Genomic DNA, 25,122 nt, shown 5'->3' with positions numbered 1-25,122 from the left:
CGCGCTGCGCGCATGCGACGTGCGGTCGGCCGTCCGCGGAATGTGACCGTTGAGCACCTCCGGTCAAGGGCGAGACGGGCCTCAACCCTTCGAGGTGTCTCGTAAAACTCGACTCCGGGGGTGCGTGGGCGATCGAGGTCTCGGTTGTGCGTGGCCCGTCCCGGAATCGACGTCTCGGGTGGGGGCGGAGTGTTCTGTGAGATGTGGATTTTCGGGCGGGCCTGCGCTTCCGGGCCGGCAGACAGCTGCTCCGGTCCGGCAGATGACGCCGGGTTCACGCCGGTGCCGTCCGCGGACGGGTGCGGCGGTTCCGGAACTATCCGGCCGCTGGTCGGCAAACGTCCTCGCGGTCGGGCCACGTCCGGAGTTCCCGTGTGCAGGCCCGGGCCGCGCAGAGCAACCAGGGGAAGCAGAACGCGCTACCGCGAGCGGTGCCGTCCCAGCCGCCGCGCCCGCCGCGCGAAATACCGGCCGTCGATCCGGTCCAGGGCGATGGACTGGCGGAACGCCTCGCTCAGGTTTTCGGCCGTCAGCACATCGTCGACCAGGCCCTGTTTGACGATCTCGCCCTCGCTGATCAGCATGCAGTGGGTGAATCCCGGCGGGATCTCCTCGACATGATGGGTGACCAGCACCAGGGCCGGGGCGTCGGGGTCGGCGGCCAGGTCGCCGAGGCTCTCCACCAGTTCCTCGCGGCCACCGAGATCCACACCGGCGGCCGGTTCGTCCAGCAGGAGCAGTTCCGGATCGGTCATGAGGGCGCGGGCGATCAGAACCCGCTTGCGTTCGCCCTCCGACAGCGTCCCGTAGGTGCGGTCCAGAAGGTGTTCGGCGCCCAGGCTTTCCAACATGTCGATCGCACGATCGGTATCGACATCGTCGTACTTCTCCCGCCAGCGCCCGAGTACCGCGTATCCGGCGGAGACCACCAGATCGGCGACCCGCTCGTCCGGCGGGATACGCGCCGCCAGCGCCGCCGAGGACAGCCCGATCCGGGGCCGCAGTTCGCTGACGGCCGTTTTACCGAGCCGTTCACCGAGGACGTAGGCGGTGCCGTAGGACGGGTGCGTCTCGGCCGCCGCGATCTGCAACAGCGAGGTCTTCCCGGCACCGTTGGGGCCCAGCACGACCCAACGTTCGTCGAGCTCGACCTGCCAGGTCACCGGGCCCACGAGGTTGTGCCCGTTGCGGCGGATGGAAACATTGGTGAAGTCGATGAGCAGATCTGGATCGGGGTGCGCCACGGGCTCCATCTTGTCTCGAGGCGAACACGATCGCGGCACCGGGCACCCGTGATCTTTCGGAGTGCCGGACCGCGGCCGTGTCTCCCACCTCGGATCGGACTATTCGGTCACCACTGGTCCGGCCGCGCGGGCCGGGTGGCGATCACGGTGGTGGAACCGGGTGCGACCTCGGTGAAACCGGCGTCACGCACCGCGGTCGCCGCACTACGGGTGACGGCGGCACGCAGCATCTGCCACTGATCCGGCCCCGCCTCGCGCACCGCGCAGGCGAAACCACGCTGCGCCCAGGTGCGGGCCTGTTCGACCGGCAGCGCACCGGCGAACAGCATGCTGGCGTGCCCGACCTGCGCCGCGGCCTTACCGACGGTCATACCGAGTTCGGCGTTCACCCAGAACACCGGGACATCCAGCGGCACCGGTCCGGGATCGTCGGATTCGAGGTCGGTGCCACCGATCTGGAGCCGCCGGATCCGGGCATCGACCGACCCCACGGGCCCCGGCACCAGAGCTCGCACCAGCGCGCCGCCGCTTTCGACGGTCACGCCGGGGACCTCGTTCGCGGCCGCCCATTGCGCACCGCGCGCCCGCCGGGCGACCTTCCGGATCCGCGACCGCTTCCAGACCTGATACCGCTGCTCCCATTCGCCGTCGAAACCGACGCGCGGATCCAGGCAGAGCGCGACCGCGGCGGCGGCCGCCGCCGCGAGCACATCGCTGCGCGCGGGTGGGTCGGTCTTGGGCAGATGCAGCACCATCTGCATCGCCTGCACCTCGGCGGGATCCTCGGGATCGCCCAGACCCCCGTACCCCGCGGCGAGTTCGGCGTGGCGCTCGGAAAATCCCGGCTCCGTGAAGAACTCGGGATCCATCCCGTCGTCCAGGTCCGGATCCGCATCAATGTCGTGACCGTTGGCAGCCACGTCCGTCACGCCGCTATCCGGCATTTCACCAACCCTCCCAGCACCCGAACAACACCGGACGACAGCCTACCCACGAACCCGCACCACGAACCCCGCGGTGCCACACTCGAACCCGTCATCGGTACCGAGTCCGGGGCGGCCCGCCCGGATCGCCGGCAGCGGCAGGAATCGACTCGGTTCACCCGAGCGGAACTCGGCGCAGCAGGCCGTCTTCGGCATCGGCGGCCTCCACCTCGTCCCGGGTCACGCCCAGGATGAACAGCACGGCATCCAGGTAGGGGTGCGAGAGCGCGGTATCGGCGACCTCACGCAGCGCCGGTTTGGCATTGAAGGCCACACCCAGCCCGGCCGCGTTCAACATATCGATATCGTTCGCACCGTCGCCCACCGCGACCGTCTGTTCCATCGGCACCCCGGACTCCGCCGCGAACGCCCGCAGCGCCGTCGCCTTGTAGGCACGGTCCACGACCTGCCCGACCACCCGGCCGGTGAGTTTCCCGTCGACCACTTCCAGCACATTGGCCTGCACGAAATCCAGATCCAGTTCGCGCGCGAGCGGGTCGATCACCTGCCGGAACCCACCGGACACCACACCGCACCGGAAGCCCAGCCGTTTGAGCGTACGGATCGTGGTCCGGGCGCCGGGGGTGAGCGCGATGGTGGCCGCCACTTCGGCGATCACCGATTCGTCCAGCCCGGCCAGGGTCGCGACCCGCTGTCGCAGCGATTCCCCGAAATCGATCTCCCCGCGCATCGCTGCCTCGGTGACCTGCCGGACCTGTTCCTCGACCCCGGCGTGAGCGGCCAGCATCTCGATCACCTCACCCTGGATCAGGGTGGAATCCACATCGAAAACGATCAGTCGCTTGGCCCGGCGGGCCAGTCCGGCCCGCTCGACCGCGATATCGACACGTTCGACGACCGCCACATCGGCCAGCGCGGTCCGCAACCGTGAATCGGTATCCCCGCCGTGGTCGGGAGCCGACACCATCAATTCCATACCTGTCACCGGGTAGTCGGCGATACCCCGGATCGTATCGATATTCGCTCCGAGCCCCGCCAGTTCCCGGGACACGGCACTGAACGCCCGAGCCGTCACCGGGGAACCGAGCACCACCACGGCATGCGTGGACACCGGAGCCCGCGCGACCTCCGGATCGATATCGATGTCCACCTGCATGCCGACGGTGTTCATCGCCTCCTCGAGCTCGTCCTGCAGCGACTCGGGATCGGTCGGACAGCTGATCAACACCCCCAGGGTGAGCCGGCCGCGGATCACCACCTGCTCGATATCGAGCAGACTCACCTGGTGCCGCGACATGGCCGTCAGCAGAACCGACGTCACACCGGGACGGTCCGGCCCGGTAACGGTGACCAGCACGGTGGTCTCGGCCACGAAAACTCCTGTAATTTCGGCGGCGCCTTCGGCGCCGCGGGGTCGGGGCCCGATTAGCCCCGGCTCTTCACTCCGCCGCTCAGTCGCTGCGCTCCTTCACTCCGCCGCTCCAGAACCGGGGCGGGCCCCGACCACTGATGCCGACCATCAGGAAGGAGCGCCACACTGCGCACAGTTACAGAACCCGCGGATCCTGCCCACAACAATGTAAGTACACGACCCACCCAGCCCGCGGACCACCCCCTGCACATCGCCCGGCCCGCGAACCACCGCACGCACACCACCCGGCCCGCGAACCACCGCCCGCACAACCCCCGGCCCCGAACACCCCACCTGCAACCCCAGACCATCAAATACCGACGTAACCAAGTGCGTCGAGTTCTACGAGACACCTCGAAGGGTTGAGGCCCGTCTCGAACCCGCGCGCGCCAGCGCGCCGAAAACACAGCACCTTCACAAGCAACCCCCGAAAACAGGCCCCGAAACATCTGTGCACCCGCCGACCGAGGTCGACGGGTGCACAGCGACGAGGCAGGTCCCGCTAGGACTTGACCAGGGTCTCCTCGTGATGATGCTTGGCACCACCGGTGAATCCGACGTGCGCTTCCTTGCGCATCCGCTCGACCATATGCGGATAGTGCAGTTCGAAGGCGGGACGTTCGGAGCGGATCCGCGGCAGTTCGTAGAAGTTGTGCCGCGGCGGCGGGCAGCTGGTGGCCCATTCCAGCGAGTTGCCGTAGCCCCACGGATCGTCCACCGTGACCACCTCGCCGTAGCGGTAGCTCTTGAAGACGTTCCACAGGAACGGCAGCATCGAGGCGCCGAGGATGAACGCACCGATGGTGGAGACGGTGTTCAGCGTGGTGAACCCGTCACCGGCCTGGTAGTCGGCGTAGCGGCGGGGCATACCTTCGGCGCCCAGCCAGTGCTGCACCAGGAAGGTGAGGTGGAAGCCGAGGAACGTGGTCCAGAAGTGCCATTTCGCGAGGCGTTCGTCCAGCATGCGCCCGGTCATCTTCGGGAACCAGAAGTAGATTCCGGCGTAGGTGGCGAACACGATGGTGCCGAAGAGCACGTAGTGGAAGTGCGCGACCACGAAGTAGGAGTCGGTGACGTGGAAGTCCAGCGGCGGGCTGGCCAGGATGACACCGGACAGTCCACCGAAGAGGAAGGTGACGAGGAAGCCCACCGAGAACAACATCGGTGATTCGAACGTCAATTGCCCCTTCCACATGGTGCCGATCCAGTTGAAGAACTTCACGCCGGTCGGGACCGCGATCAGGAAGGTCATGAACGAGAAGTACGGCAGCAGCACCGCGCCGGTGGCGTACATGTGGTGCGCCCACACCGCGATGGACAGGGCCGCGATACCCAGGGTCGCATAGACCAGAGTCGTGTAGCCGAAGATCGGTTTACGGCTGAAGACCGGGAAGATCTCGGAGACGATGCCGAAGAACGGCAGCGCGATGATGTAGACCTCGGGGTGTCCGAAGAACCAGAACAGGTGCTGGTAGAGCAGGATGCCACCGGTGCCCGGATCGTAGATGTGGCCGCCCAGGTGCCGGTCGTAGGCCAGGCCCATCAGGGCGGCGGTGAGCAGCGGGAAGGCCAGCAGGACGAGCACGCTGGTGACGGCGATGTTCCAGGTGAAGATCGGCATCCGGAACATGGTCATACCCGGAGCGCGCAGGCAGACCACGGTCGTCAGCATGTTCACACCACCGAGGATGGTGCCCAGACCGGAGACGGCCAGACCCATGATCCACAGGTCGGTGCCCACACCCGGTGAGTGCAGGATGTCGGTGAGCGGCACGTAGGCCGTCCAGCCGAAGTCCGCGGCACCGCCCGGGGTGATGAAACCGGCGGTCGCCATGGTGGCGCCGAACGCGTACAGCCAGTAGCTGAAGGCGTTGAGGCGCGGGAAGGCGACGTCGGGGGCGCCGATCTGCAGCGGCAGGATGATGTTGGCGAAGCCGAACACGATCGCGGTCGCGTAGAACAGCAGCATGATCGTGCCGTGCATGGTGAACAGCTGGTTGAACTGCTCGGGCGAGAGGAACTGCAGGCCCGGGCGAGCGAGTTCACCGCGCATCATCAGGGCCATCAGGCCACCGATGAGGAAGAACGCCATCGAGGTGGTCAAGTACATGACACCCAGGACCTTCGGGTCCGTGGTGGTCACCATCTTGTAGATGAACGACCCCTTCGGCCCCGTTCTCGCCGGGAATGGCCGAGTCGCTTCCACCCCCTGTGGGATTGGCTTGGGCTCTACGGCAGTCACTGATCCTCCTGAAGGTGCCTTTAGGGTCGCTCCGCAGGCTCCACTGTTTTGCCCGCCGCCCGGTGCACGGGCGGCCAACGGTTAGCTTGCGCTTCTCGAATCGTAAACCTTCCGCCCAGCCCGGGTCGCCCGGGTCCTACTCTGTGTCGTACTCAGGAGCTCCGGGCACCTTCCCGGCACGCGCAACCGTCTCGACTCCTACGAGTCGAGTCCTGCCGGGCACCCGAAGCGTCGACGTCTGTCCTGCTGTTCCGGCCGTGGAAGCGGGTGAACAGAAGGCTGCGCCGAATAACACGAATCACGGTGGGCATGTACCCTTCCCGGCATGCCGGTGAGCCCCGCTGTCCCCACCCCCGCCGCGCGTGACCCCCGGATCTCGGTGCGGACCGGCCGGCTCCTGGGGGCCGTACTCGCCTGCGCGGCGTTGACCGTGTCCGCGTGCGCGAATCATCCCGACGATTCGGCATCGATCATCCGCACCACCACCAATATCGCCGGTGCGGGTGTGGTGGGTATCGAACGCGACACCACCCAGGCCTGTTCGCTGCCCACCGCACCGGATCCGGCGGAGGGCCCCACCCGCGAGATCCGGCACGCCTCGGGAGAGACGCGGGTACCGGCCGATCCGCAACGGATCGTGGTGCTGGGCACGTCGGCTCTCGACGCGACCTGCGCGGTCGGCCTGTGGGAGCGGGTGGTGGGCGCGACGACCGTCGCGGGTCCCGTATCGCAGCCCGGTTATCTGGGTTACGGAGTGCGGGAGATCCCGGGGGTCGGTCCGGTCACCGACCCCGATCCGGCGGCGATCGCCGAATTGGACCCGGACCTGATCATCGGTGAGGTCCCCGCGGGCCGCGGCGATTACGCCGCCTTGAGCGCGATCGCCCCGACGGTGCTGATCGGCGCGGAACCGGACTGGGAGAAGCAGTTCTCCGCCTTCGCGGGCGCGATGGGACGCGCGGGCGCGGGCGCGGCAGCGCTGGATGCCTATCACACCGAGGCCACCGATACCGGTGCCACGCTCAATGCCGGGTTCGTCCAGGCCTCGATCGTCCGTTTCACGCCGGGCGGCACCGAGTTCGCGGGCAGTGAGACCTTCGCTGCGCAGATCCTGGCCGATACCGGGGCCCAGCGTCCGACGCTGCAGCGCGACACCTCCGCACCGATCGACGAATCCGATCCGGTGGCCGCCGAAGGCGATCTGATCTATGTACTGTTCGCGGGCCCGGACGGGCAGGAGCACGGCGAATCCGTGATGCGTTCGGATCCGTGGGAGAAGCTCGGCGCGGTGGGCGACAACCGCAGTTTCGTCGTCGACGACGCGCTCTGGCACACCACCGGTCTCACGTCGGCGCGGGCGATTCTCACCGATATCCGCGACACCCTCAACGCCTACGTCATGGACTGACGCTCCCCCCATCGCGAATCCACCCACACCGCGAATCCACCGCACGCGTGTCTTGCGCTGCAGCGACCGCCGGGCAGCCCACAGAGGACTCACAGCGCGGCTCCAGCGATCCGCCAGACAGCGCTCCTACTGTCGGACTCACCATCGGTCGAGAAGAGGTGCGCAACGTGCGGAAACGACAGGTAGTGACGCAGGAGGAGCGGCACGAACACGATCTCGGGCTCGCCCACGATATGTCGGTGATGCTGTCCCGGCGGCGGGCGTTGTGGATCATGAGCGCGGTGGGTTCGGCGTCGGTGGTGGCCGCGGCCTGCTCCTCCGGCACCGACGCCACCGCGACCTCGTCCGCGGACACCACCTCCACCGCGGTCGCCGCGGCCCCGCAGGAGACCGCCGGGCCCTATCCCGGTGACGGATCGAACGGACCGAACGTCCTGGTGGAATCCGGTGTCGTCCGTTCCGATATCACCGGCAGCTTCGGTCCGTACTCCGGTACCGCCGAAGGTGTTCCGGTGACCATCCGGCTCACCCTGCAGGATCTTGCGCGCGACGCCGCGCCGGGTACGGGGATGGCCCTCTACCTGTGGCATTGCGACCGCGACGGCGAGTACTCGCTGTACGGCGAGGGCGTCACCGAGCAGAATTATCTGCGCGGTGTGCAGGTCGCCGACGAGTCCGGGCAGGTGAGTTTCACCTCGATCTTCCCGGCCTGCTATTCCGGCCGCTGGCCGCATATCCATTTCGAGGTCTACGACGATCTCGCGACCGCGGTGGCCGGGGAGAACGCCCGGCTGACCTCACAGATCGCGCTGCCGCAGGAGGTGTGCGAACAGGTGTACAACGCCGATTCCGGATACTCCCGCAGCCTGAACAACCTCTCGGAGGTCACTTTGGCGAGCGATAACGTATTCGGCGACGGATGGGACGCCGAACTCGCGACCGTGACGGGCGACCCGCAGACCGGGATGGAGATCGCATTGACCATCGGGGTGGCCGAGAAGTCCGCGAACCGGAATCAGGACGGTGCGGGGCCGGGCGGCGGCGCCCCGCCCGGCGGCGGTATGCCGCCCGGGGGTCGGCCACCGTCGGGACCGCCCTCGGCCAACTGACGGCGCGGGATCCGGTGAACGGCATATCGGAACCCCGGCACCATTCGGCGCGAACACCGGTCCGCAACCGGATGGGGACCGTTCCGAGACCCTGTTTCCGCAGGTGAAAAGCCATTTCGCGCGTACCGTCGAAGTATGGGCGGCAACGCTGAGGGGGATCGCTCACTAGCGACCCGGCTGGCCATCGGGATCGTCATCGGACTGGCGATCGGGATACCGCTGGGTCTGGTCGTGCTGAGCAATCTGGCGCTCGGGGTCGGACTCGGTATCGGCTTCGGTCTGGCGTTCGGCCTCGCGATGGCCCCGTCGGACGACGACCGGCCCGATGGCCACCGCAAACCCCCGACGGACGACTGAAGTACGCTCGGCGCCTGCCGTCGAAACGCGCCGAAAACCCTCGCTCCCCTAGCGCATTCGACGCGCGAAACACAAGTTGTGGTGTCGCTCGGTGATTCAACCCCCAAGGGGTAGTGTTACGGCACGCGCAGGGCAGTCGTCGGATTCGTCGGGAAGGGTGTGGAAGCAGTATGAAGCTCATCGATCGGGTTTCGGCCATCAACTGGAATCGGGTACCCGACGAGAAGGACGCCGAGGTCTGGGATCGGCTCACCGGTAACTTCTGGCTGCCGGAGAAGGTCCCGGTGTCCAACGACATCCCCTCCTGGAACACCCTCACCCCCGACGAGAAACAGCTCACCATGCGGGTGTTCACCGGTCTCACCCTGCTGGACACCATCCAGGGCACCGTCGGCGCGGTCAGCCTGATCCCCGACGCGCTGACCCCGCACGAAGAAGCGGTACTGACCAATATCGCGTTCATGGAGTCGGTGCACGCCAAGAGCTACAGCTCCATCTTCTCCACCCTGTGCTCCACCCGCGAGATCGACGATGCCTTCCGCTGGTCGGAGGAGAACCGCAACCTCCAGCGCAAGGCCGAGATCGTCCTCGAGTACTACCGGGGCGAGGATCCGCTCAAGCGCAAGGTCGCCTCCACGCTGCTGGAGAGTTTCCTGTTCTACTCCGGTTTCTACCTGCCGATGCACTGGTCGTCGCGGGCCAAGCTCACCAATACCGCCGATATGATCCGCCTGATCATCCGGGACGAAGCGGTACACGGTTACTACATCGGCTACAAGTACCAGCGCGGCCTCGAGCAGGTCACCCAGGCCGAACGCGACGAGCTGAAGAACTACACCTTCGAGTTGCTCTTCGAGCTCTACGACAACGAGGTCGACTACACCCAGGACCTCTACGACGAGGTCGGCCTCACCGAGGATGTCAAGAAGTTCCTCCGCTACAACGCCAACAAGGCTCTGATGAACCTCGGTTACGAGGGTCTGTTCCCCAAGGACGAGACCGAGGTGAACCCGGCCATCCTCTCGGCGCTGTCCCCCAATGCCGACGAGAACCACGACTTCTTCTCCGGTTCGGGTTCCAGCTATGTCATCGGCAAGGCGGTCAACACCGAAGACGACGACTGGGACTTCTGACCCGGCCGAGAACGCGCACGCGACGGCCGCACCGCACACCCCGGATGGCGTACAACGAATCGTCGGGTCCACGGCCGAATCGTGCGACCGACTCGACAGTGGTCATCGACGTTCTGGACAGGACGGCGCGGTTCGATGGTGTACCGCCGCCGCGTCCGCGATCGCGATGATTCCGGTGCGCAATTCCGCCGGGGCCAGCACATCCACCTCGGCACCGAAGCCGACCAGCATAGCCGCGGCCGCATCCACACTTCGCACCCGCAGCCGGTGCACATCGGTCTGTCCGGCAACGGGTTCGGGGGCGCCGAGCGCGGTCACCGCCAGCGACCGCAGCACCAGTGGAAATCGTGACCGGTGCACGCGTAGCACGATCTCGGTAGCCGGTGCCCCGCGGAAATCGTCGCGCATCCGCCGCCAGACCTGTAGCAGGTCCAGATCCGGCGGCCGGCGGCTCGGCTCACCCAGCCGCCGCACTCCGGTGATCCGGGAGACCCGGTAGCTGCGCGGACGACCACGGTGGGCCGCCACCAGGTACCAGGTCCCCCCGACCTGGAGCAATCCCCACGGATCCACCGTCCGGTCGCCCGGTGTTCGCGCCTGCTTCGACTGGTACCGGATCCGGATCCGCTCGTCGTCCAGGACCGCGGCCTGCACATCGGCCAGGGCGTCCAGCGCCGCCGGTTCACGATGCCATCCGCCGCCGTCGAGGACGATCCGATCCTGGACGTGGGTGACCAGCCGGTGCTGTTCGTCGGGAAGCGCGGTGGACAGTTTGTGCAGCGCGCTGCGGAACGGGTCGCCCAGTCCGAGCGCGTCCGCGGTGCCCGGGCCACCGGCGACGAACAGCGCGCGAGCCTCCTCGGCGGTGAGTTGTTCGGCATCCGGCTCGAAACCGGGGACGAGCGCGAATCCTCCGCCGCGGCCGCGTTCGGCGTACACCGGGATACCGGCGGCGGAAAGCGCCTCCATATCGCGCAGCACCGTCCGTTTGGTGACCTCCAGGCGGCGGGCCAACTCGGCGGCACTCATCCGCCGCTGCCGCCGCAGCAATTGAACGATCAGGAGCAACCGATCCGCGCGCATTTCTCCAGATTCGCACGAAAAGGTGACACCAGATGTCACCTTGTCCGGCGGAGACTGCTCTCATGACTCAGATTCCGGACTTCCGATCAGATCTCGCCGCCGCTCAGGAATGGGTGGCCGGACTCATGGCCGCCGTCCGCCCCGATCAGTGGAGCGCACCCACCCCCTGCACAGAATTCGACGTCCGCGCACTGCTCGAACACCTCTCCTGTCATCCGGCCAAACTGGTGGCGACCGCCACCGGCGCGGACCCCCGCCGCCTCCCCTCACGTGCGGAGATCGACAACGAGCAGCCCGGCGAGGACTATCGGAAACGGTCCGGCGCGGCCCTCGACCACTGGAGCGACGACGCGTTGCTGACCCGCACCGTCACCGCGCCCTGGGGTGCGGCCCCCGGTGGGCTCGCGGTCGGCGGGTACCTGATGGAAACCGTCGCGCACGGCTGGGACCTGGCCGTGGCCACCGGACAGCCCGCCGAGGCCGATCCGGTCCTGGTGGCCAAGGCGCAGGCCATTGCCGACCGTGCCCTGACCGATGCCTTCCGGGGCCCCGAATCACCGTTCGGGGTCCGCGTCGAGCCGCGACCTGACGCCGGACCGACCGAGCGCCTGGCCGCGTTCCTCGGACGAACGTGGGACGAGGGCCGCTGACCCGGCGACCCGCCGCACCGGTATTTTCCGTGCGGCGGTCCGCCACCTACAGATCGAGAACCATTTCGAGTTCGGGCCGGTGATCACCGGACCGACGGGTCCCGCGCACACCCGTCCGGCGGAATCCGTGACGGGCGTAGAGACGTTCGGCCACCGTATTCGGCGACCACAACGCCACCCTGCACACCATCTATCGCTCGTTCGGCGATGTGCGCCCCACCTCGGAGGTACTCGGCATGATCGACGCCGCGGGATAGGACTGCCCGGGACGCCGAGCCCGCGCGATCCGACCTCGGCACCCGAGCGGGCACGGCACAATCCCGCCGCCCGCCCCGCGCACGACCGCGAAACGACGCGATACGAGCCGGCGAACCGGTGAGAGCCGTCCGCCGACACGGCGAAGGCACCGGCCCGAACTCACCCGCACCGCATACCCACAGTGTGAGGATGGGAACCTCGGTCCGACGAGGGAGGAATCATGGGGAAGCTGGACGGACAGGTCGCGGTCGTCACCGGCGGCGCGCGGGGACAGGGCCGATCACACGCGGTGGCGCTGGCCCGCGCGGGCGCCGATATCGTGGTCTGCGATATCGGCGCGTCGATCGCCAGCGTGCCCTACGCGCTGGGAACGCGGGACGACCTCGCCGAAACGTCGAACCTGGTCGCCGAAACCGGCCGCCGGTGCCTGACCGTCACCGCGGACGTCCGCGATCAGCGCCAGCTGAACGCCGTCGCCGAACAGGCGATCGCCGAGTTCGGACATATCGACATCCTGCTGGCCAACGCGGGTATCGCCTCCAACGCCTTCATCGCCGAAATGCCCGAACAGACCTGGCGGGACATGATCGACGTGAACCTGACCGGCGTCTACCACAGCTTCCGCGCGGTGGTCCCGCATATGCTCGAGCGCGGCCGCGGGCGGATCGTCGCCACGTCCTCCATCGTCGCCCGCATGGGCTCCCGCAAATCCGGCCACTACGCCGCCGCGAAATGGGGGGTGATCGGCCTGGTGAAATCACTGGCGGAAGAGGTCGGCGGCCAGGGCATAACGGTGAACGCGGTCCTGCCCGCCGGCGTACAGACCGATATGATCATGAACCCCGCCATCTACCGGGAACTCATGCCCGATGTGGAGAACCCGACACGCGAAGACGCGCTGGCGATGTTCGAGGCCGGGGGCGGGCTCATCCAGCCGGAAGAGGTCTCGGAAATGATCCTGCTGCTGGTCGGCGACGCCGCCGGCCGCTACAACGGCGAAGCGATCACCATCTCCAACGGCCTCAGCACCAGCACGATCTGAGACCACCGCCGGAGCAGAACCGGTCCACCCCGGCGGTGTACGCATCTCCAGTGGCTCCGCGGCTCACGATCGGCAAAGCCATCGGCACAACGATCAGCGCTTCAGATATGTCCGTCCCGAAGAGCATCGGTGAAAGCCACCCAGTCTTCCGAGGTGAACAGCAGAGCAGGACCGACCGGATTCTTGGAGTCGCGGACGCCGACTCGTCCGCCACCGAACCAAGCCACTTCGACGCAGTCGTCGTTGCCGCTGCGTGAAGACTTCATCCACTGCACGTCTGATGACCCGGTATTCACTGTTCGTATCTCCTTGCTATCTTCCTGATCCGGTCGCGGGAAACCGTCTCGTCCAGGGCCGCGCCTCGCAGTACGTCATACAGCGAACGGTAGCGACCCACATCCTCGGCATCATCGAAAGTGATCGAACCCAGCGCGGCTTCGGCGTACACCGACGATGGTTCACGATCGGGAAATCCGAGAACGATGAACGGCGTTATGACACCACCGGTGGGCACCCCCGCCGAGAACGGCAGCAACCGCACTCCCAGGTTTTCGCGAGTACTCGCGTCGGCGATGTAGCGGCACTGAGCAGCCATGATCCGCGCTGATCCGACCACCGTGTGCAGCACACTTTCATGTATCACGAATTCCACCTCGGTATTCCGGTGCTTCTGCGTCAGCCGCGCACATCGCCGCATTCGCAATTCCACCCTTTCCGCCACGGTCTCAGGTGCCGCATCCGGGGAGTGCGCGGTGAAGATCTGCGTCGCGTACTGGGCCGTTTGCAGTAATCCGGGTACGACCAGCGGTTGGAAGACCTCTATCTTCGAGGCGTACGACTCGAGCTCCAGATAGGTAGCGAAGCCACCACCGAGCAGGTGACGATAACTCTGCCACCAGACCGTTGTATTGGACTGTTCAGCAACAGCTTTAAGATATCCCGCACGATCTTCCGGCAATCCGTAATAGCGGCAGAGGTAGTCGACTTCGCGAACCTTGATTCGCTCGTACTGCCCCAGCTCGATACGACTCAGCGTCGCCCGGCTGAACTCGGTATCCCGAGCGACCTGGTCGAGCGTGGCCCCACATGCATGGCGAGCGTCGCGCAACGCTCTCCCCAGTTGCCGCCGCGGCAGTGTGGTGCCGCTGAGATCCGCCTTGCTCGGCATCGTGCCTCCCCGTGTTTCTCGACGAAATCGCTCGGCGTTTCTCAGTTCGAGAATCATCGTAAGCAGGCCCTGAGAAACGTGCTGGGTCGTTGCACAGATCCCTGAAGACCGTCTCGTCGAAACACACCGAGTCTCTGACCTGCAGCAACATACTCATATGTCCGAGAAACACGGAAGTTGGTGGCGCAAAAGCGAATCACGCCGCCGCGGCGGAGGCGCGCCACCGAACCACGCTCGCCACGAACCGGTCTCGCCCTTGCGCGTCGGCGATGACCCTCGTGAGCACACACATCGGGAAGCCCGGCCCGACGCGACATGGGCACCACATCGGGATCGGTTCTCGCATAAGCACTCACCCACCCGGCGGACCGAGACCGACGGCTGGGTCGCGGTGTGGCGACCCGGACACGGCTGTATCCGAATCCTGGCTGTGCACAGCTCATCCAGCTCTCGGGTGGTACCGATGGCCGTATCCCGCAACGGTATCGCGGATCTCGCGGAGATGCGTGAGCGGTGTCCGGAACTCACCCCGCTGTGGGATGCGATACGGCACGAGTTCTGGGCGAGTGTCCTTCCCGAGGGGCGGACCGGATGAGTGCGATCCGGTACCCCGACGATGAATCGGTCGCGGAGATCACGGCCCACTACCTACTCGCCATGCCGGTACCGCTGCTGCCTCTGTTGTACGGCTTCCGCTACGACGGCACGGTCGTTCACACCGATTGCGTCGGTGTCGACCTGGACCGCGACCGAGCGGCCGGCGAACCGAATCCATTGCATGTCCAGGCAGCGAACCTGCGAACCCTGCTGGGCCCGGGCATGTTCGGATTCGGCTTCGCCTTCCCGGTCTTCGCGGATCAACTGGATTCGCGCGCTCGTAACCGGCACATTCCGGAGCCGGTGCGTATCGCCGCCGGGCGCCTTCCCGGGAGCAACGATCTCATCGTGGCCGCCACCATCGATGCCACCGGCCGCCAGTGGTGGGCAGCGATCCCGCAGCATATGCCCGAACTGGCGCCGGTACTCCTGCGCGTCCCCGCTGTCGCCCCCGCGGACTGGCGGCTACCCGAATCCCTCGACGCCTCTCTCTGGACCGCCGCCCTCGCGCTCGACGACGCGAACCATACCCATCTCCTGAGGTTACGGAGTACGAGTCCGCAACCCGATGGCGACTCGACGACGATATGAAGCCGACGCCCCACCGCCGTTCCCGCCTCGTGGATATCCCGGGAATCCGGTCACCACGCGTCCGCGCGCTCTTCTTCCAGCCGCCGCCACGCATTGTCCAGCCACGTGCTGAAATGCCGGGTCAATTCGGCGGAAGTGGCCGGGCGAACGGTGACGTGAGTGCCGCGTTGTTCGGTGTAGCGGCCGTCGCCGGTGATGTCGTACCACCGCAACACCCGGGTCGGGTCGGCCGCCGCGTCGAAACGACCCATGAGCAGGACCGCGACACCGCTACCGTCCTTGTCCCGGCCGACCAGCTTCCGGTATTCCTCGCGGGCCCGGCTGCGCCGGCGGTCCTCGAAATGGGCATCCTGCCGCGATTCGAGATCCTCGGGATGGAAGGTAGCCGTTTCCGCGGTGCCCGGCGCGCAGGGTGCGAGGCCGGACACCAGACGGGCCGCGAGATTCTCCGGGCGGAACAGACGCACCTGGATCGGACCGTAGCCACCTTCGGAACCTGCCTGGCTCAAGGTGACCGCGTACGCCTCGGTACGTGCCCCGACGATCCGATACTGGCGCCGGTCGTCGCGTCCGGTGCTGCGTTTGTGCACACAGGTGGCGCCGAGGATCTCGATCCGCATCTCGGAGGTACCCAATGTGTCGAGCGCGACCTGGATACCGGCTCGTTCCTCCCGCGAATACCGGTCGCGGACTGCGAGGCGATGTGCGCGGGCTTCGTCGTTGAAAGCGAAACGGCTGGTGTAGCGCAGCGGAGTCGGGAACCGGTCGTAGGCGTCGCTGTACCACAGCGCCGCGAAATCATCGGGTTCCCAGGTCCACTCGGGCATCGATCATTCCCCTTGTTGTGTGCGATACGGCGGTTCCGGCAGGTGAGAGACAGCAGGGTGGGCCCACGCCGGAGCGGGCCCACCCGATGGCCGGCCGTCCACCGGCCGATGCGAAAGCCGAATCGGTCAATCGGGGTTGGTACCGATAACCCCACCCGGAATGGTTCGTGGCGCCTCACCCAGAAGCTCGTCGGTGTTCTCCTGATTGATCAGGTAGTCCGGCGTCGAGCGCTTGGATTCCTCGTCCTTGCCGCCACCCCGGCCCGCGGCGCCCATCGGCATACCGCCCATACCGCGGTTTCCGGCCGCCGCGGACGCGGCAGTGGAACCGGCCGGTGCGCCCTGAGTGGTGTTCGGAGCACCGGAGACCGTCCGGCCGGGAGCCGGTGTTTCCGGCGACCCCGCGGGACTTCCCGGCGAGCCCGGACCGGTCGACACCCCCGACGGTGTGGTGCTCGCCGGCACGGTGGGGGCGGTGGAGCCCGGCAGATCCGTACCCGCGGGTGTGGTGGTGGTGTCACCGGGGTCGGCGGTGGTCGGCTCGCCCGTCTGATCATCCTCGGAAGTCTCGGGCGGCGTCTCGCTCTCCGGATCACCCGAGGTCTCGCCGGCGGGGGTATCACCAGGCGTGGCGCCGGTGGAGTCGTCCGTTTCCGAGGTGGTGGGATCGGGCGTACCGGTATATCCCCCGGGTGGGGGCGCGGGAATATCGGTCGTACCGGTCGGGCCGGTGGGCACGGGGATCACCGGAATCTGGTGGTCCAACTGACCGAACGGGGTCACGTAATGGGTGGTCATGGCCACCCGAGCCTCCTGCGTTCGCCGCGAGATCTCGTCGTCGTGGACCAATGGATTCCACCAGCTGTCGAAGACCCCGTCGGTGTCCATCGGCTCGCCCACGTGGTTCTTGGTGTTCACGATCGCCCCGGCCGCGTTACGAACACCCGCGGACAGCATTTCGAGGGCAGGCGTCACCGGACGTGCCTGCTTATCGATGTAGTCCTGGATGGCCTGCTTGGCCTGTTCGGCGGCCGGACCGGACCACGCCTGCGCGAGCGAAGCCTGGACGGACCGGACGAAGGTCTCGATGCCCTGTTCCCACGACTGCCGCATCTGCCAATATTTGTCGGCCTGATCCACCGCGTCCCTGACGAGGAGCGGATCGAACGCGTTCTTGATCTTCTGGTGATCCCAGCTGTCGGGGTTCTCCCCACCGTTCGGGATGATCGGGTCTTCCCATCCCGGCACTTTACTCATCGTGCCGACCCGTCGGGCAGGATGTACGGACCGAGCGTCGGACCGACAGGCGGACGATCGGGAAGGCTGGTACTCAACGAATTGAACGCCGCCGCCCACTCACTGTCGGCCTGCATCATCTGGTCACGCATCACACGGAAGACGTTCTGGATATCTTCGACAATTTTGAAGTGCTGCTCCATGATCAGATGGACGCTGTTGCCGTCCTCCGCTCCCTTGGCTTTCACTTTGTAGCGTCCGACCATCGCGCGCGCGGAATACAAATCGTCGTTCGCTTCTCCGAGACCCCAGTGATCCTGGTCGCCGATCTCGTCAGCGAGACGCTGTATCTGCCGGATCGCGATCTTGAAGGTCTCACAGTCGCGCTCGAGGTAGATGAACTCCTCCGGTGACATCTGAACCGAGATCTGTCCGTCGTTCGCCGCAGCGAGCATATTGGCCATCGGCCGTGGCGCCGATTCGTCACTCATGACGTTCCCTCCCAGTGTGCGTAACGCGCTGGATAAGCTACATATCCGCGGGGATCGAAGGCACGACCTTATCCGCCAACGCCTTGCCCAGTTCGCAAGTATCCAGATGCCCGGTGTCAGGAGCGGATGACGGGTTGGTCAACCCGAACTGCAAGCTGCCGCCGGTCATCTCCACATTGACGTAGCAGGACTCTTCCGGATTGTCGCCGGGACGCCTCGTGGACAGCGCCCGGCGACCGCCGATGGTGGACTCTGCGGCATCGGGAAAATTCTGGCTCCGGACCGAATCCAACGTGAGATTCGTCGTCTGGATGCTGACCGCATACCCATCCGGCTGCGCCCAGATACACCCTTTCCACTTGGCTCCGCTCGACAAGTCCGTATCGTCCGGAATCGGCATCTTCAGACCCTCCGCACTCAACACACTCTGCGGAACATCTGTGCACGGGTTGTACCCCGCAGGTACATCCGCCGCCATGGTCGGGGTGGCCGCCACATCGGTCGCTCCCTCACCTGCGGGTTCACACCCGGTGAGCGCCAGAACCCCACCGGCCAGCGCAATCAGTAGCTTGATCTTCCCCGTGACCACGATTCCCGACCTCCACGCCGATGACACCACTGGTCCGGAATGGGGAGGACCGGCGTCTCCGCCCCCTGCTGCCGGCTCGCTCAGACGTTACCGGCGCTAAAAAGCCGACGCAACCGCCCGGCCACTTCCGCGAGCGCAGCTGCCGGTCGGTGGACGCCTGGGCACGGGCCGGCCGTTCCCGCAGGTCCCGACCTCTACCGGTCACTGCTCACCGACTGGAGAACATCGCGTCGCACGGCTCTTCCTGCGCACCGATCACGAAGTCGGCAGGCGGAGTCGGTTGCTGTCGCGGTCTCACATCGGCGGTGGGAGCACACCGACCCGAACTACGGTGCCGGAATCGGCGGCTACCTCCGCGGGGATCTCCGCAGAGTCTCGCTGGGCCGTTCGCCGTAGGCGATCCGGTAGGACCTGGCGAAATCGCCGAAATGGGTGAACCCCCATCGGAATGCGATCGCCGAGACCGTCGCCTCGCGGGAGCAGGCCTTCTCCAGTTCGGTGCGGACGTGTTCGAGCCGGATCCGCCGGAGATAGGCCGTGGGTGTCGTGTCCAGGTGCCTGCGGAAACCTTCCTGCAGGGTACGCACACCGACACCGGCGGCGGCCGCCATTCGGGTGACGGTCATGGGTTCCGCCGCGTGTACCCGCATGAAGTCCACCGCCCGTTCGACTGTCGAGGCCACCGGCGTCGAGCTGTCGCCGTGCAGCCGCCCGGAATAAGAGTGGCGGGCGCCCAGCAGGAGGCCGGTGATCATCAGGTCGTGTAGATGGCGCAGTGCGAGCGGGTGGGTGGCGATCCGCTGCCCGTGGTCGATTTCGCGGACCACCAGCCGCACCTGGTCCAGCCAGGACCGCATCGCAGGCGTGGTGAGGTCTTGCCCCAGGTCGAACCGGAGGCGGCCGCGTAATTCGTCGCCGATCATCTGTTGCAGGGTCGATTGCACATACGATGCGTCGAACCACACCAGCAGCATCGGACTCTCGGCCGGCCAGTCCAGCACGAACGGTTCGCGAGGTTGCGCTATCGCCGCCGACCCCCGGGTCACGGTCGCTCGCTCCTTGCCGCAGACCGCGCCGACGGTGCCGGCCAACTGGATGTGCACCAGATAGAGATTGTCGGTGTGGCGCGGGGTCACCACCACCTCCGCGCCGTCGCCGTAGTCGAGCGCTGCCAGCGCGACCCGCCCCAGCGACACGGCGTTCTGCCGAGCCTCGAACTTGTGTGCCCCACCGGTGATCCGTACGTCGTGGGGCGCACGCAGCACCTGGCCGATCACATCACGGGCTTCGTCGATATCGGGAGTCCGCAGCACACTGTGACCGGCCAGCGGCAGCGGCCGCCGGTTCATATCCCGCCCTCACTGCGCGAGCCCGATATGTCACCCGGAACCTGCACCCTCGCCCCTTTCCTCCGCACCGTCCGAATACCCCACGCACAGTGCACGTACACGGCGGAGTCACTGCCGGTGATACCGCGGAGTGCGCAGGATACAGCGATAGGCGGTGGCTCGGCTCCGCACCGCACCCATTCGCTGGACGTGCGGCGCGGAGCCATGGGCTTCCAGCTTGTCGCGGATTCTCGGGGGACGACAAGGTGGTTCGGGTAGCCACTCGACCCGGGTCGGGCCGAACTTCGTTGCCCTACAGCGCCTGCCTCGGTGAGCAGCTCCAGCCAGGGGGCTTCGCGGAGAAGGTCTCCTGGAAGAACTCACTCGATCGCGCGACGCAAGCGCTCACCCCGGTAACCCTCCCGGGTACGACCGCTGTCGCGTCGAGGCCGATCGGGAAGTGAGCGTCCGCCCACCCGTACTGTTGCCGGCCGTTTCGGTCGATATAGGTGTAGCTCGCCTGCCCGTGCAGCCCGAACGGCGTCCGCACGTGGACCACCTCCGAATCCGCACCCGATACGGTGACCACGACCCCTCGCCATTCGACAACGTGGTCCGCCGCTGCGGCCGGCCCGGCCGATACCACCATCGCCGCGCCCGCGAATACCATCGCTGCGCAGATCTTCACCGGTTTCCCGGTCACTTCTGCAGATCCTTCCAGGCCGAGCATTCGGCATTCGCCGCCTCGCTCTTGCAGATCATGAATCCGGTGATCCAGGTGTCCACCTTCACGCTGTGCTGCAACGCCGGGTCGTTCTTCACATGCGCGAACAAGTAGTGATATCCGGTGAACGACTGGTTGTGGGTGGTGTATTTGAGAACCGCGTCCCGGTCGGCGGGCGCCCACACGGACGCCTCGGTCCAGCGGTTGGGCCCGTCGGCGGCGCTGAAAACCCGGGCGACGGCGCCGTTCCATGGCAGGGCGTACTCCGCGGCCGCGGCAGGCCCGGCCGCGCAGACGAGGGCGGCTCCCGTCACTGTGAGTATGCCGGCGATTCCGGCAGACAATCGATCGGTCATATCGAACTCCTCTGCTCTCGGCCCGTACTTCGCGTCGGGCGGGAGACTTCGCCGCTGTCCGTCACCGTGTTCCCCATTTCTGCGAGCCGCGCTCCGCATGGCTGTCGCCCTCGGATCACGTTCTGCCTCTTTGTATTCCGATATCTGTGGCGGCACCCGGTATTCAGGTGCCGTCCGAGGAGAAGGATGCAACGGGCGACCACTCACATGCGATCGATCTGCGCGTTTCCGGTAGCCCGACCGCGTTTATCCGATATCCGGATACGACCGCTGTCCGAGTACTTCGACGGCACCGTCCCCGTGCCGATCGGGCGGGGCGAGCGCGTCGATGTCCGCCCCGAAGCAACATGCGAGAGACGAACACCCGGAGGCCACAACCAGCAGATCGTCTTCGATCTCACTGGTCTCGACTCCATCCTGGGTCAGCACGGCCGGACTCGCTTCGTCCTGGACGTCGTCGGCAGACTCCGTCAGGCGCCCCCGGGAGACGTCCTTGCCGGTGCGCCGCCTCGGCCAGTGGTGTGACGAACCGGGCCGCGTCGTATTCGAACGCCGCCGTTCCGCTGCCAGATGTGTCAGCGGTATCCGGACAGCATGCGGTGATAACAGGCTCTGTTCACCGCATATTCTGCGTCGAATAGAGCGTTTCCCCTGATCGGGGGGTCGTCGTAGCTCGAGGGCAAATCGTCGGCCACACGGCCACAGGCGGTTGCCACCCAGCGGCGTGCGATCGCGGCCCAGGGGGAGGCGATCGCCGATCAGAGTCCCAAAACGATTTTCGCTGTCGTGAAGTAGATGATCAGACCGGTCGCGTCGACCAGCGTCGTGACCATGGGCGCCGACACCACCGCCGGGTCGATGCGCAGCCGCTTGGCCAGCAACGGCATCGTGCCGCCGATCGTGGCGGCCCAGGCACAGATGAGCACCAGCGTTACCCCGACCACCACCGCGACCCGGGGGCCGACGAACAGCCCGCCGATGACGACCCCGACCACCGCGAGCATCGTCCCCAGCACCAGCCCGACCCGGCACTCCCGCCAGATGACCTTGAACAGATCACTGCCGCGCACCTCACCCACCGCGACCGCGCGCACGCACGCCGTCGCCGCCTGGGCACCCGCGTTACCGCCCGCGCCGATGAGCAGCGGAATGAACAACGCGAGCTGCGCGGCCTGCTCGAGGGTGGCCTCGAAGAAACCGGTCACGCTCACCGTCAGCGTCGCCGCGACGAGCAGCAGCATCAGCCACAGCGCCCGGTAGCGGGCGAGCTGGAACACCCCGGCCGCCATGTAGTGGCCTTCCCAGGGCGCCGAACCGGCCTGTTTGGCGACGTCCTCGCTGTCGGCGGCCTCGATGACCTCGACCGCGTCATCGATGGTGAGCAGCCCGACCAACCGGTCCTCGCTGTCCACGACGGGCAGGTTGATGTCGTTGGTCTCGCGCATGAGGCGCGCGGCCTTCTCGGCCGAATCGGTGGCGCGGACGAACGCCGGTTCGGTGACGACCAGGTCGGCGACCATGGTGTCGGGGCCGGTGAGGACCAGTTCCCGCAGTTCGACGATGCCCTGCAACCGGCGGCCGGCATCCACCACGGGCAGCGTGTACACGGTTTCGGCGTTACCGCCCTTGAGCCGGACCGTGCGCAGGGCGTCGGCGACGGTGAGGGTCCCCGGGATGGCGACCACCTCGGGTGACATGTACCGCCCGACCGAACCCTCGGGGTAGCCGAGCAGGGCGGCGGTCATCCGGCGCTCGCGCGGGCTCAGCCCGGCGAGGGCTTTCTTCGCCACCTTCGCGGGCGCCTCGCGCAGCATGCGCGCGCGATCGTCGGGGGCCATCCCTTCGACCAGTTCGCGGAAGCTCTGATCGCGCAGGCCCTGCAGGATCTGCTGTTGGTCGACCGGTTCGAGTTCCTCGAACACCGCCAGCGCCAGATCCTTGTCCAGCAATCGGAACGCGACGCCGGCCTCGACCGCGTCCATCCGGGCGAGTTCGTCGGCGATGACGTGCGGCGGGTGATTGTCCAACCAGTGCAGCGCGGCATCCACGCGGTGGCTCTCGGCCACGTTCTGGAGGGATTCCGACAGCGTCGTCGGCACTTCGATGAGATCGATCTGCGACATGAGAAGTCCTCGGCACAGCAGTGAATAGCGAGTGATTTCGAAGGAAAGTCACACCGCGAGGCGCCGAGCCGGGCCGCTCCGCCGGCAGTCGCTGCTAGCGGAAGCGCGGGCGGACGACGCCGCGCGGCCTTCGACTGGGAGGTTCGCTGCGCATTGCAACACCACCTCCTCATCAGGTCGCCGCCGCGCGCGTGGATTCACGCCCGATCGGAAAAACTGTCTGTGAATGCGAACGCATTCTTGATCAGAATACATCCTGATCATGGGAAGTCCGCATCGACACGTTCGTCACACGGCGTTTCACATTCCCGGGCGTGTCCGGATACCGATCCCGGGACGGTGACCGGGCGACCGGCACCGGGCCGCGGGCGTCGCCCGGGGCGCGGCGCTCTCGGCACCGGCCGCACCCAGCTGCCCGGCTCACCGGACGTGGATCGCGTCCTCCACGTCCGGCCAGGTCCGGGTGTGCCGCACCCATTCGGGGACCGGGCCGTGCTGCACACCGAAGAGGTAGAGACAGGGCACCAGACCGTGCAGCGCTTCGTGCACCCCGAGGCGGTCGTCGATCATATGGGTGATGCCGAGTTCGGCGCAGTGCAGTGCCTTGTCGGCACGTGCGCGGCAGAACCGGATATTGGTGCGCGCGATACCTGTCCGGCGGTAGAAATCATGGTGGTCGAGCCAGCGCACGGTGCGTTCCTGCACCCGGGGGCCACATTTGGAGATAACCCAGGCGCGGCCGCCGAACCGGGCCACCAGGCGGGGCAGTACCTCGAACGCATGGTCGGTGGGCGGGGTGTTCATGGCTTCTTCGGCTCCGCCGGAGAGAAAAACGGTATCCGCCGCGCCGCCTTCGAGCTCGGCCCCCTGGATCACCCGGCCGAAATCGACGCCGAGTGTCGGTTGTCCTGTGTTCATATCGCACCCCAGTGTGACCTGTGCACCCTGGCTCGGACCACCGGTTTTCGCCACACCGCACCGGGGCGCAGGACAGCGGAGCGGACCTGCCGAGGCGCCCGCACTTCCGCGCGGGCAGCGCGCAACCGTTGCCCGCATCGTGAGTCCTCGACAGAGTGGAGGTCGAGATATCTCGCGACGGCCCCCGGGCCCGACATCTGAGGAGAGTGCTGTGCGCTTCGGAATCTTCATCCCGCAGGGGTGGCGTCTCGACCTGGTAGGTCTCGAACCCGGCACCCACTGGGAGGTGATGCGGGGTCTGGCGGCCCGCGCCGACGCGAACCCGGTGTGGGAGTCGCTGTGGGTGTACGACCATTTCCACACCGTCCCGGAGCCCACCGAAGACGCCACGCATGAGGCCTGGAGTCTGATGTCGGCCTTCGCCGCCACCACGTCCCGGGTGCGATTGGGCCAGATGTGTACTGCGATCAGTTACCGCAACCCGGCCTACCTGGCCAAGGTCGCGGCGACGGTGGATCTCATCTCCGGGGGCCGCACCGAAATGGGTATCGGCGGGGGCTGGTACGAACACGAATGGCGCGCCTACGGATACGGCTTCCCCGGCGCCGGGGAACGGCTCGGCCGTTTGGACGAGGGCGTTCAGATCTTCCGCCAGGCCTGGCAGACCGGCACCGCCACCCTGGATGGCCGGTACTACCAGGTGGACGGCGCGATCGTGCGCCCGCTACCCGCGCAGGACGGCGGCCTGCCGCTGTGGATCGCCGGGGGTGGCGAGAAGAAAACCCTGCGTATCGCCGCGAAATACGCGAACTACACCAACTTCGCCGGAAACAGCCCCGACGAGTTCACCCACAAATCGGAGATTCTGCGCGCACACTGCGCCGATGTCGGCACCGATTTCGACGCCATCGTGCGCAGCGCCAATTTCAATGTCGCGATCGGTGCCACCGAGGCCGAGGTCGAACAGCGCAAGTCTGCGAATGTCGCCCGGATCGCCCCGGTACTGGGCGAGGACAAGGCCCGCGCCTACGTCGAGAACCTGAACAACGGCGGCGCGGCGGTCGGCACGCCGGAACAGATCGTGGAGAAACTGTCCGCTGTCCGCGACCGCGGTCTGGGCTACGCCATCTTCAACTTCCCGGAGGCGGCCTACGACACCAGCGGTATCGAACTCTTCGAACGCGAGGTGCTCCCCGCGCTCGCCGACTGAGTCGCACCCATACCTTCGCTCCGGCCGTCTCACGACACGACCTGACACTGCCGTTCCGTCCGGCCCGACCGCCGGGCGGCACA

At 66.8% G+C, this 25,122-nt stretch carries 25 protein-coding genes; 9 read left to right on the top strand and 16 right to left on the bottom strand.

The window, feature by feature from the left end; genetic code table 11:
• Positions 1 to 419: 419 nt before the first annotated feature.
• The 4 genes from ACWCPQ_RS22180 to ctaD all read right to left on the bottom strand — a co-directional run bounded on the left by ACWCPQ_RS22180 (position 420) and on the right by ctaD (position 5,841).
• Positions 420 to 1,253, bottom strand: a complete 834-nt coding sequence (locus tag ACWCPQ_RS22180) for an ABC transporter ATP-binding protein (RefSeq protein WP_449901803.1) — start codon at positions 1,251 to 1,253, stop codon at positions 420 to 422.
• Positions 1,254 to 1,351: 98 nt separating this feature from the next.
• On the bottom strand, positions 1,352 to 2,113 hold the full coding sequence (locus ACWCPQ_RS22175; RefSeq protein WP_449901904.1) for an aminoacyl-tRNA hydrolase: 762 nt from the start codon (positions 2,111 to 2,113) through the stop codon (positions 1,352 to 1,354).
• Between the two features lie 229 nt (positions 2,114 to 2,342).
• Positions 2,343 to 3,560, bottom strand: coding sequence for a phosphoserine phosphatase SerB (serB, locus tag ACWCPQ_RS22170; RefSeq protein WP_449901801.1), 1,218 nt, complete (start codon positions 3,558 to 3,560; stop codon positions 2,343 to 2,345).
• Positions 3,561 to 4,101: 541 nt separating this feature from the next.
• A complete protein-coding gene (ctaD, locus tag ACWCPQ_RS22165; protein ID WP_449901799.1) occupies positions 4,102 to 5,841 on the bottom strand; it encodes an aa3-type cytochrome oxidase subunit I in 1,740 nt (579 codons plus the stop codon).
• A 325-nt stretch (positions 5,842 to 6,166) separates the two neighbouring features.
• Between ctaD and ACWCPQ_RS22160 the strand changes: the two genes are divergently transcribed.
• From ACWCPQ_RS22160 to nrdF, 4 genes are all read left to right on the top strand, one after another.
• The gene (locus ACWCPQ_RS22160; protein ID WP_449901796.1) at positions 6,167 to 7,249 is read left to right on the top strand and encodes an ABC transporter substrate-binding protein; all 1,083 of its coding nucleotides are present in this window, start codon (positions 6,167 to 6,169) and stop codon (positions 7,247 to 7,249) included.
• A gap of 233 nt (positions 7,250 to 7,482) precedes the next feature.
• On the top strand, positions 7,483 to 8,358 hold the full coding sequence (locus tag ACWCPQ_RS22155) for a dioxygenase family protein (protein ID WP_449901901.1): 876 nt from the start codon (positions 7,483 to 7,485) through the stop codon (positions 8,356 to 8,358).
• A 135-nt stretch (positions 8,359 to 8,493) separates the two neighbouring features.
• Positions 8,494 to 8,715, top strand: a complete 222-nt coding sequence (locus tag ACWCPQ_RS22150) for a hypothetical protein (protein WP_449901795.1) — start codon at positions 8,494 to 8,496, stop codon at positions 8,713 to 8,715.
• Positions 8,716 to 8,885: 170 nt separating this feature from the next.
• Positions 8,886 to 9,848 carry a class 1b ribonucleoside-diphosphate reductase subunit beta gene (nrdF, locus tag ACWCPQ_RS22145; RefSeq protein WP_449901791.1) on the top strand — a complete coding sequence of 321 codons (963 nt, stop codon included), beginning with the start codon at positions 8,886 to 8,888 and terminating at the stop codon, positions 9,846 to 9,848.
• Positions 9,849 to 9,950: 102 nt separating this feature from the next.
• On the opposite strand, the gene ACWCPQ_RS22140 is transcribed toward nrdF, so the two are convergent.
• The gene (locus ACWCPQ_RS22140; RefSeq protein WP_449901790.1) at positions 9,951 to 10,931 is read right to left on the bottom strand and encodes a helix-turn-helix transcriptional regulator; all 981 of its coding nucleotides are present in this window, start codon (positions 10,929 to 10,931) and stop codon (positions 9,951 to 9,953) included.
• Positions 10,932 to 10,993: 62 nt separating this feature from the next.
• Between ACWCPQ_RS22140 and ACWCPQ_RS22135 the strand changes: the two genes are divergently transcribed.
• Positions 10,994 to 11,581 carry a TIGR03086 family metal-binding protein gene (locus tag ACWCPQ_RS22135; protein ID WP_449901788.1) on the top strand — a complete coding sequence of 196 codons (588 nt, stop codon included), beginning with the start codon at positions 10,994 to 10,996 and terminating at the stop codon, positions 11,579 to 11,581.
• A gap of 478 nt (positions 11,582 to 12,059) precedes the next feature.
• Positions 12,060 to 12,881 (top strand): mycofactocin-coupled SDR family oxidoreductase, encoded by an 822-nt coding sequence (locus ACWCPQ_RS22130; RefSeq protein WP_449901786.1) that lies wholly within the window; start codon positions 12,060 to 12,062, stop codon positions 12,879 to 12,881.
• A 101-nt stretch (positions 12,882 to 12,982) separates the two neighbouring features.
• Here ACWCPQ_RS22130 and ACWCPQ_RS22125 read toward each other — a convergent pair whose 3' ends face one another.
• The gene (locus ACWCPQ_RS22125; protein ID WP_449901783.1) at positions 12,983 to 13,147 is read right to left on the bottom strand and encodes a DUF397 domain-containing protein; all 165 of its coding nucleotides are present in this window, start codon (positions 13,145 to 13,147) and stop codon (positions 12,983 to 12,985) included.
• A gap of 26 nt (positions 13,148 to 13,173) precedes the next feature.
• Positions 13,174 to 14,049 (bottom strand): helix-turn-helix domain-containing protein, encoded by an 876-nt coding sequence (locus tag ACWCPQ_RS22120; protein WP_449901781.1) that lies wholly within the window; start codon positions 14,047 to 14,049, stop codon positions 13,174 to 13,176.
• Between the two features lie 463 nt (positions 14,050 to 14,512).
• Here ACWCPQ_RS22120 and ACWCPQ_RS22115 point away from each other — a divergent pair, with 463 nt between their 5' ends.
• Both ACWCPQ_RS22115 and ACWCPQ_RS22110 read left to right on the top strand, forming a co-directional pair.
• On the top strand, positions 14,513 to 14,644 hold the full coding sequence (locus tag ACWCPQ_RS22115; protein ID WP_449901778.1) for a hypothetical protein: 132 nt from the start codon (positions 14,513 to 14,515) through the stop codon (positions 14,642 to 14,644).
• Positions 14,641 to 15,237: a hypothetical protein gene (locus ACWCPQ_RS22110; RefSeq protein WP_449901776.1), complete on the top strand. Its 597-nt coding sequence runs from the start codon at positions 14,641 to 14,643 to the stop codon at positions 15,235 to 15,237. Before ACWCPQ_RS22115 ends, ACWCPQ_RS22110 begins: the two co-directional genes overlap by 4 nt.
• Positions 15,238 to 15,287: 50 nt before the next feature.
• On the opposite strand, the gene ACWCPQ_RS22105 is transcribed toward ACWCPQ_RS22110, so the two are convergent.
• From ACWCPQ_RS22105 to ACWCPQ_RS22065, 9 genes are all read right to left on the bottom strand, one after another.
• Positions 15,288 to 16,064, bottom strand: coding sequence for an ESX secretion-associated protein EspG (locus ACWCPQ_RS22105; RefSeq protein ID WP_449901773.1), 777 nt, complete (start codon positions 16,062 to 16,064; stop codon positions 15,288 to 15,290).
• Positions 16,065 to 16,190: 126 nt separating this feature from the next.
• Positions 16,191 to 17,312, bottom strand: a complete 1,122-nt coding sequence (locus ACWCPQ_RS22100; protein WP_449901771.1) for a WXG100 family type VII secretion target — start codon at positions 17,310 to 17,312, stop codon at positions 16,191 to 16,193.
• Positions 17,313 to 17,317: 5 nt separating this feature from the next.
• Positions 17,318 to 17,791: a hypothetical protein gene (locus tag ACWCPQ_RS22095; RefSeq protein ID WP_449901769.1), complete on the bottom strand. Its 474-nt coding sequence runs from the start codon at positions 17,789 to 17,791 to the stop codon at positions 17,318 to 17,320.
• Between the two features lie 37 nt (positions 17,792 to 17,828).
• On the bottom strand, positions 17,829 to 18,380 hold the full coding sequence (locus ACWCPQ_RS22090; protein ID WP_449901767.1) for a DUF3558 domain-containing protein: 552 nt from the start codon (positions 18,378 to 18,380) through the stop codon (positions 17,829 to 17,831).
• Between the two features lie 347 nt (positions 18,381 to 18,727).
• Positions 18,728 to 19,729, bottom strand: coding sequence for an AraC family transcriptional regulator (locus tag ACWCPQ_RS22085; RefSeq protein ID WP_449901764.1), 1,002 nt, complete (start codon positions 19,727 to 19,729; stop codon positions 18,728 to 18,730).
• Positions 19,730 to 20,021: 292 nt separating this feature from the next.
• Positions 20,022 to 20,411, bottom strand: a complete 390-nt coding sequence (locus tag ACWCPQ_RS22080; RefSeq protein ID WP_449901762.1) for a hypothetical protein — start codon at positions 20,409 to 20,411, stop codon at positions 20,022 to 20,024.
• On the bottom strand, positions 20,408 to 20,788 hold the full coding sequence (locus ACWCPQ_RS22075; protein ID WP_449901760.1) for a hypothetical protein: 381 nt from the start codon (positions 20,786 to 20,788) through the stop codon (positions 20,408 to 20,410). The genes ACWCPQ_RS22080 and ACWCPQ_RS22075 overlap by 4 nt, the downstream gene beginning before the upstream one ends.
• A 758-nt stretch (positions 20,789 to 21,546) precedes the next feature.
• Positions 21,547 to 22,911, bottom strand: a complete 1,365-nt coding sequence (gene mgtE, locus ACWCPQ_RS22070; protein ID WP_449901757.1) for a magnesium transporter — start codon at positions 22,909 to 22,911, stop codon at positions 21,547 to 21,549.
• 420 nt (positions 22,912 to 23,331) lie between these two features.
• Entirely contained in the window at positions 23,332 to 23,829 is a 498-nt protein-coding gene (locus tag ACWCPQ_RS22065) for a hypothetical protein (protein ID WP_449901754.1), read from the bottom strand.
• A gap of 211 nt (positions 23,830 to 24,040) precedes the next feature.
• Between ACWCPQ_RS22065 and ACWCPQ_RS22060 the strand changes: the two genes are divergently transcribed.
• Positions 24,041 to 25,039: an LLM class F420-dependent oxidoreductase gene (locus ACWCPQ_RS22060; RefSeq protein WP_449901751.1), complete on the top strand. Its 999-nt coding sequence runs from the start codon at positions 24,041 to 24,043 to the stop codon at positions 25,037 to 25,039.
• The last annotated feature ends 83 nt before the right edge of the window (positions 25,040 to 25,122 follow it).

It is taken from the genome of Nocardia sp. NPDC001965 (assembly GCF_053594175.1).
Note: the sequence above shows the minus strand (reverse complement) of the source record. Positions and strands in the feature narration are given on the sequence as shown.

Excerpts from the sequence above, each read along its gene's own strand:
- ACWCPQ_RS22110 (WP_449901776.1), top strand. The coding sequence starts at position 14,641 with ATGAGTGCGATCCGGTACCCCGACGATGAATCGGTCGCGGAGATCACG.
- ACWCPQ_RS22130 (WP_449901786.1), top strand. The coding sequence starts at position 12,060 with ATGGGGAAGCTGGACGGACAGGTCGCGGTCGTCACCGGCGGCGCGCGG.
- mgtE (WP_449901757.1), bottom strand. The coding sequence starts at position 22,911 with ATGTCGCAGATCGATCTCATCGAAGTGCCGACGACGCTGTCGGAATCC.
- ACWCPQ_RS22150 (WP_449901795.1), top strand. The coding sequence starts at position 8,494 with ATGGGCGGCAACGCTGAGGGGGATCGCTCACTAGCGACCCGGCTGGCC.
- ACWCPQ_RS22135 (WP_449901788.1), top strand. The coding sequence starts at position 10,994 with ATGACTCAGATTCCGGACTTCCGATCAGATCTCGCCGCCGCTCAGGAA.
- ACWCPQ_RS22180 (WP_449901803.1), bottom strand. The coding sequence starts at position 1,253 with ATGGAGCCCGTGGCGCACCCCGATCCAGATCTGCTCATCGACTTCACC.
- ACWCPQ_RS22085 (WP_449901764.1), bottom strand. The coding sequence starts at position 19,729 with ATGAACCGGCGGCCGCTGCCGCTGGCCGGTCACAGTGTGCTGCGGACT.
- ACWCPQ_RS22095 (WP_449901769.1), bottom strand. The coding sequence starts at position 17,791 with ATGAGTGACGAATCGGCGCCACGGCCGATGGCCAATATGCTCGCTGCG.
- ACWCPQ_RS22125 (WP_449901783.1), bottom strand. The coding sequence starts at position 13,147 with ATGAAGTCTTCACGCAGCGGCAACGACGACTGCGTCGAAGTGGCTTGG.
- ACWCPQ_RS22115 (WP_449901778.1), top strand. The coding sequence starts at position 14,513 with ATGGCCGTATCCCGCAACGGTATCGCGGATCTCGCGGAGATGCGTGAG.
- ACWCPQ_RS22105 (WP_449901773.1), bottom strand. The coding sequence starts at position 16,064 with ATGCCCGAGTGGACCTGGGAACCCGATGATTTCGCGGCGCTGTGGTAC.
- nrdF (WP_449901791.1), top strand. The coding sequence starts at position 8,886 with ATGAAGCTCATCGATCGGGTTTCGGCCATCAACTGGAATCGGGTACCC.
- ACWCPQ_RS22175 (WP_449901904.1), bottom strand. The coding sequence starts at position 2,113 with ATGGATCCCGAGTTCTTCACGGAGCCGGGATTTTCCGAGCGCCACGCC.
- ACWCPQ_RS22065 (WP_449901754.1), bottom strand. The coding sequence starts at position 23,829 with ATGAACACAGGACAACCGACACTCGGCGTCGATTTCGGCCGGGTGATC.
- ACWCPQ_RS22120 (WP_449901781.1), bottom strand. The coding sequence starts at position 14,049 with ATGCCGAGCAAGGCGGATCTCAGCGGCACCACACTGCCGCGGCGGCAA.
- ACWCPQ_RS22160 (WP_449901796.1), top strand. The coding sequence starts at position 6,167 with ATGCCGGTGAGCCCCGCTGTCCCCACCCCCGCCGCGCGTGACCCCCGG.
- ACWCPQ_RS22075 (WP_449901760.1), bottom strand. The coding sequence starts at position 20,788 with ATGACCGATCGATTGTCTGCCGGAATCGCCGGCATACTCACAGTGACG.
- ACWCPQ_RS22155 (WP_449901901.1), top strand. The coding sequence starts at position 7,483 with ATGTCGGTGATGCTGTCCCGGCGGCGGGCGTTGTGGATCATGAGCGCG.
- ACWCPQ_RS22140 (WP_449901790.1), bottom strand. The coding sequence starts at position 10,931 with ATGCGCGCGGATCGGTTGCTCCTGATCGTTCAATTGCTGCGGCGGCAG.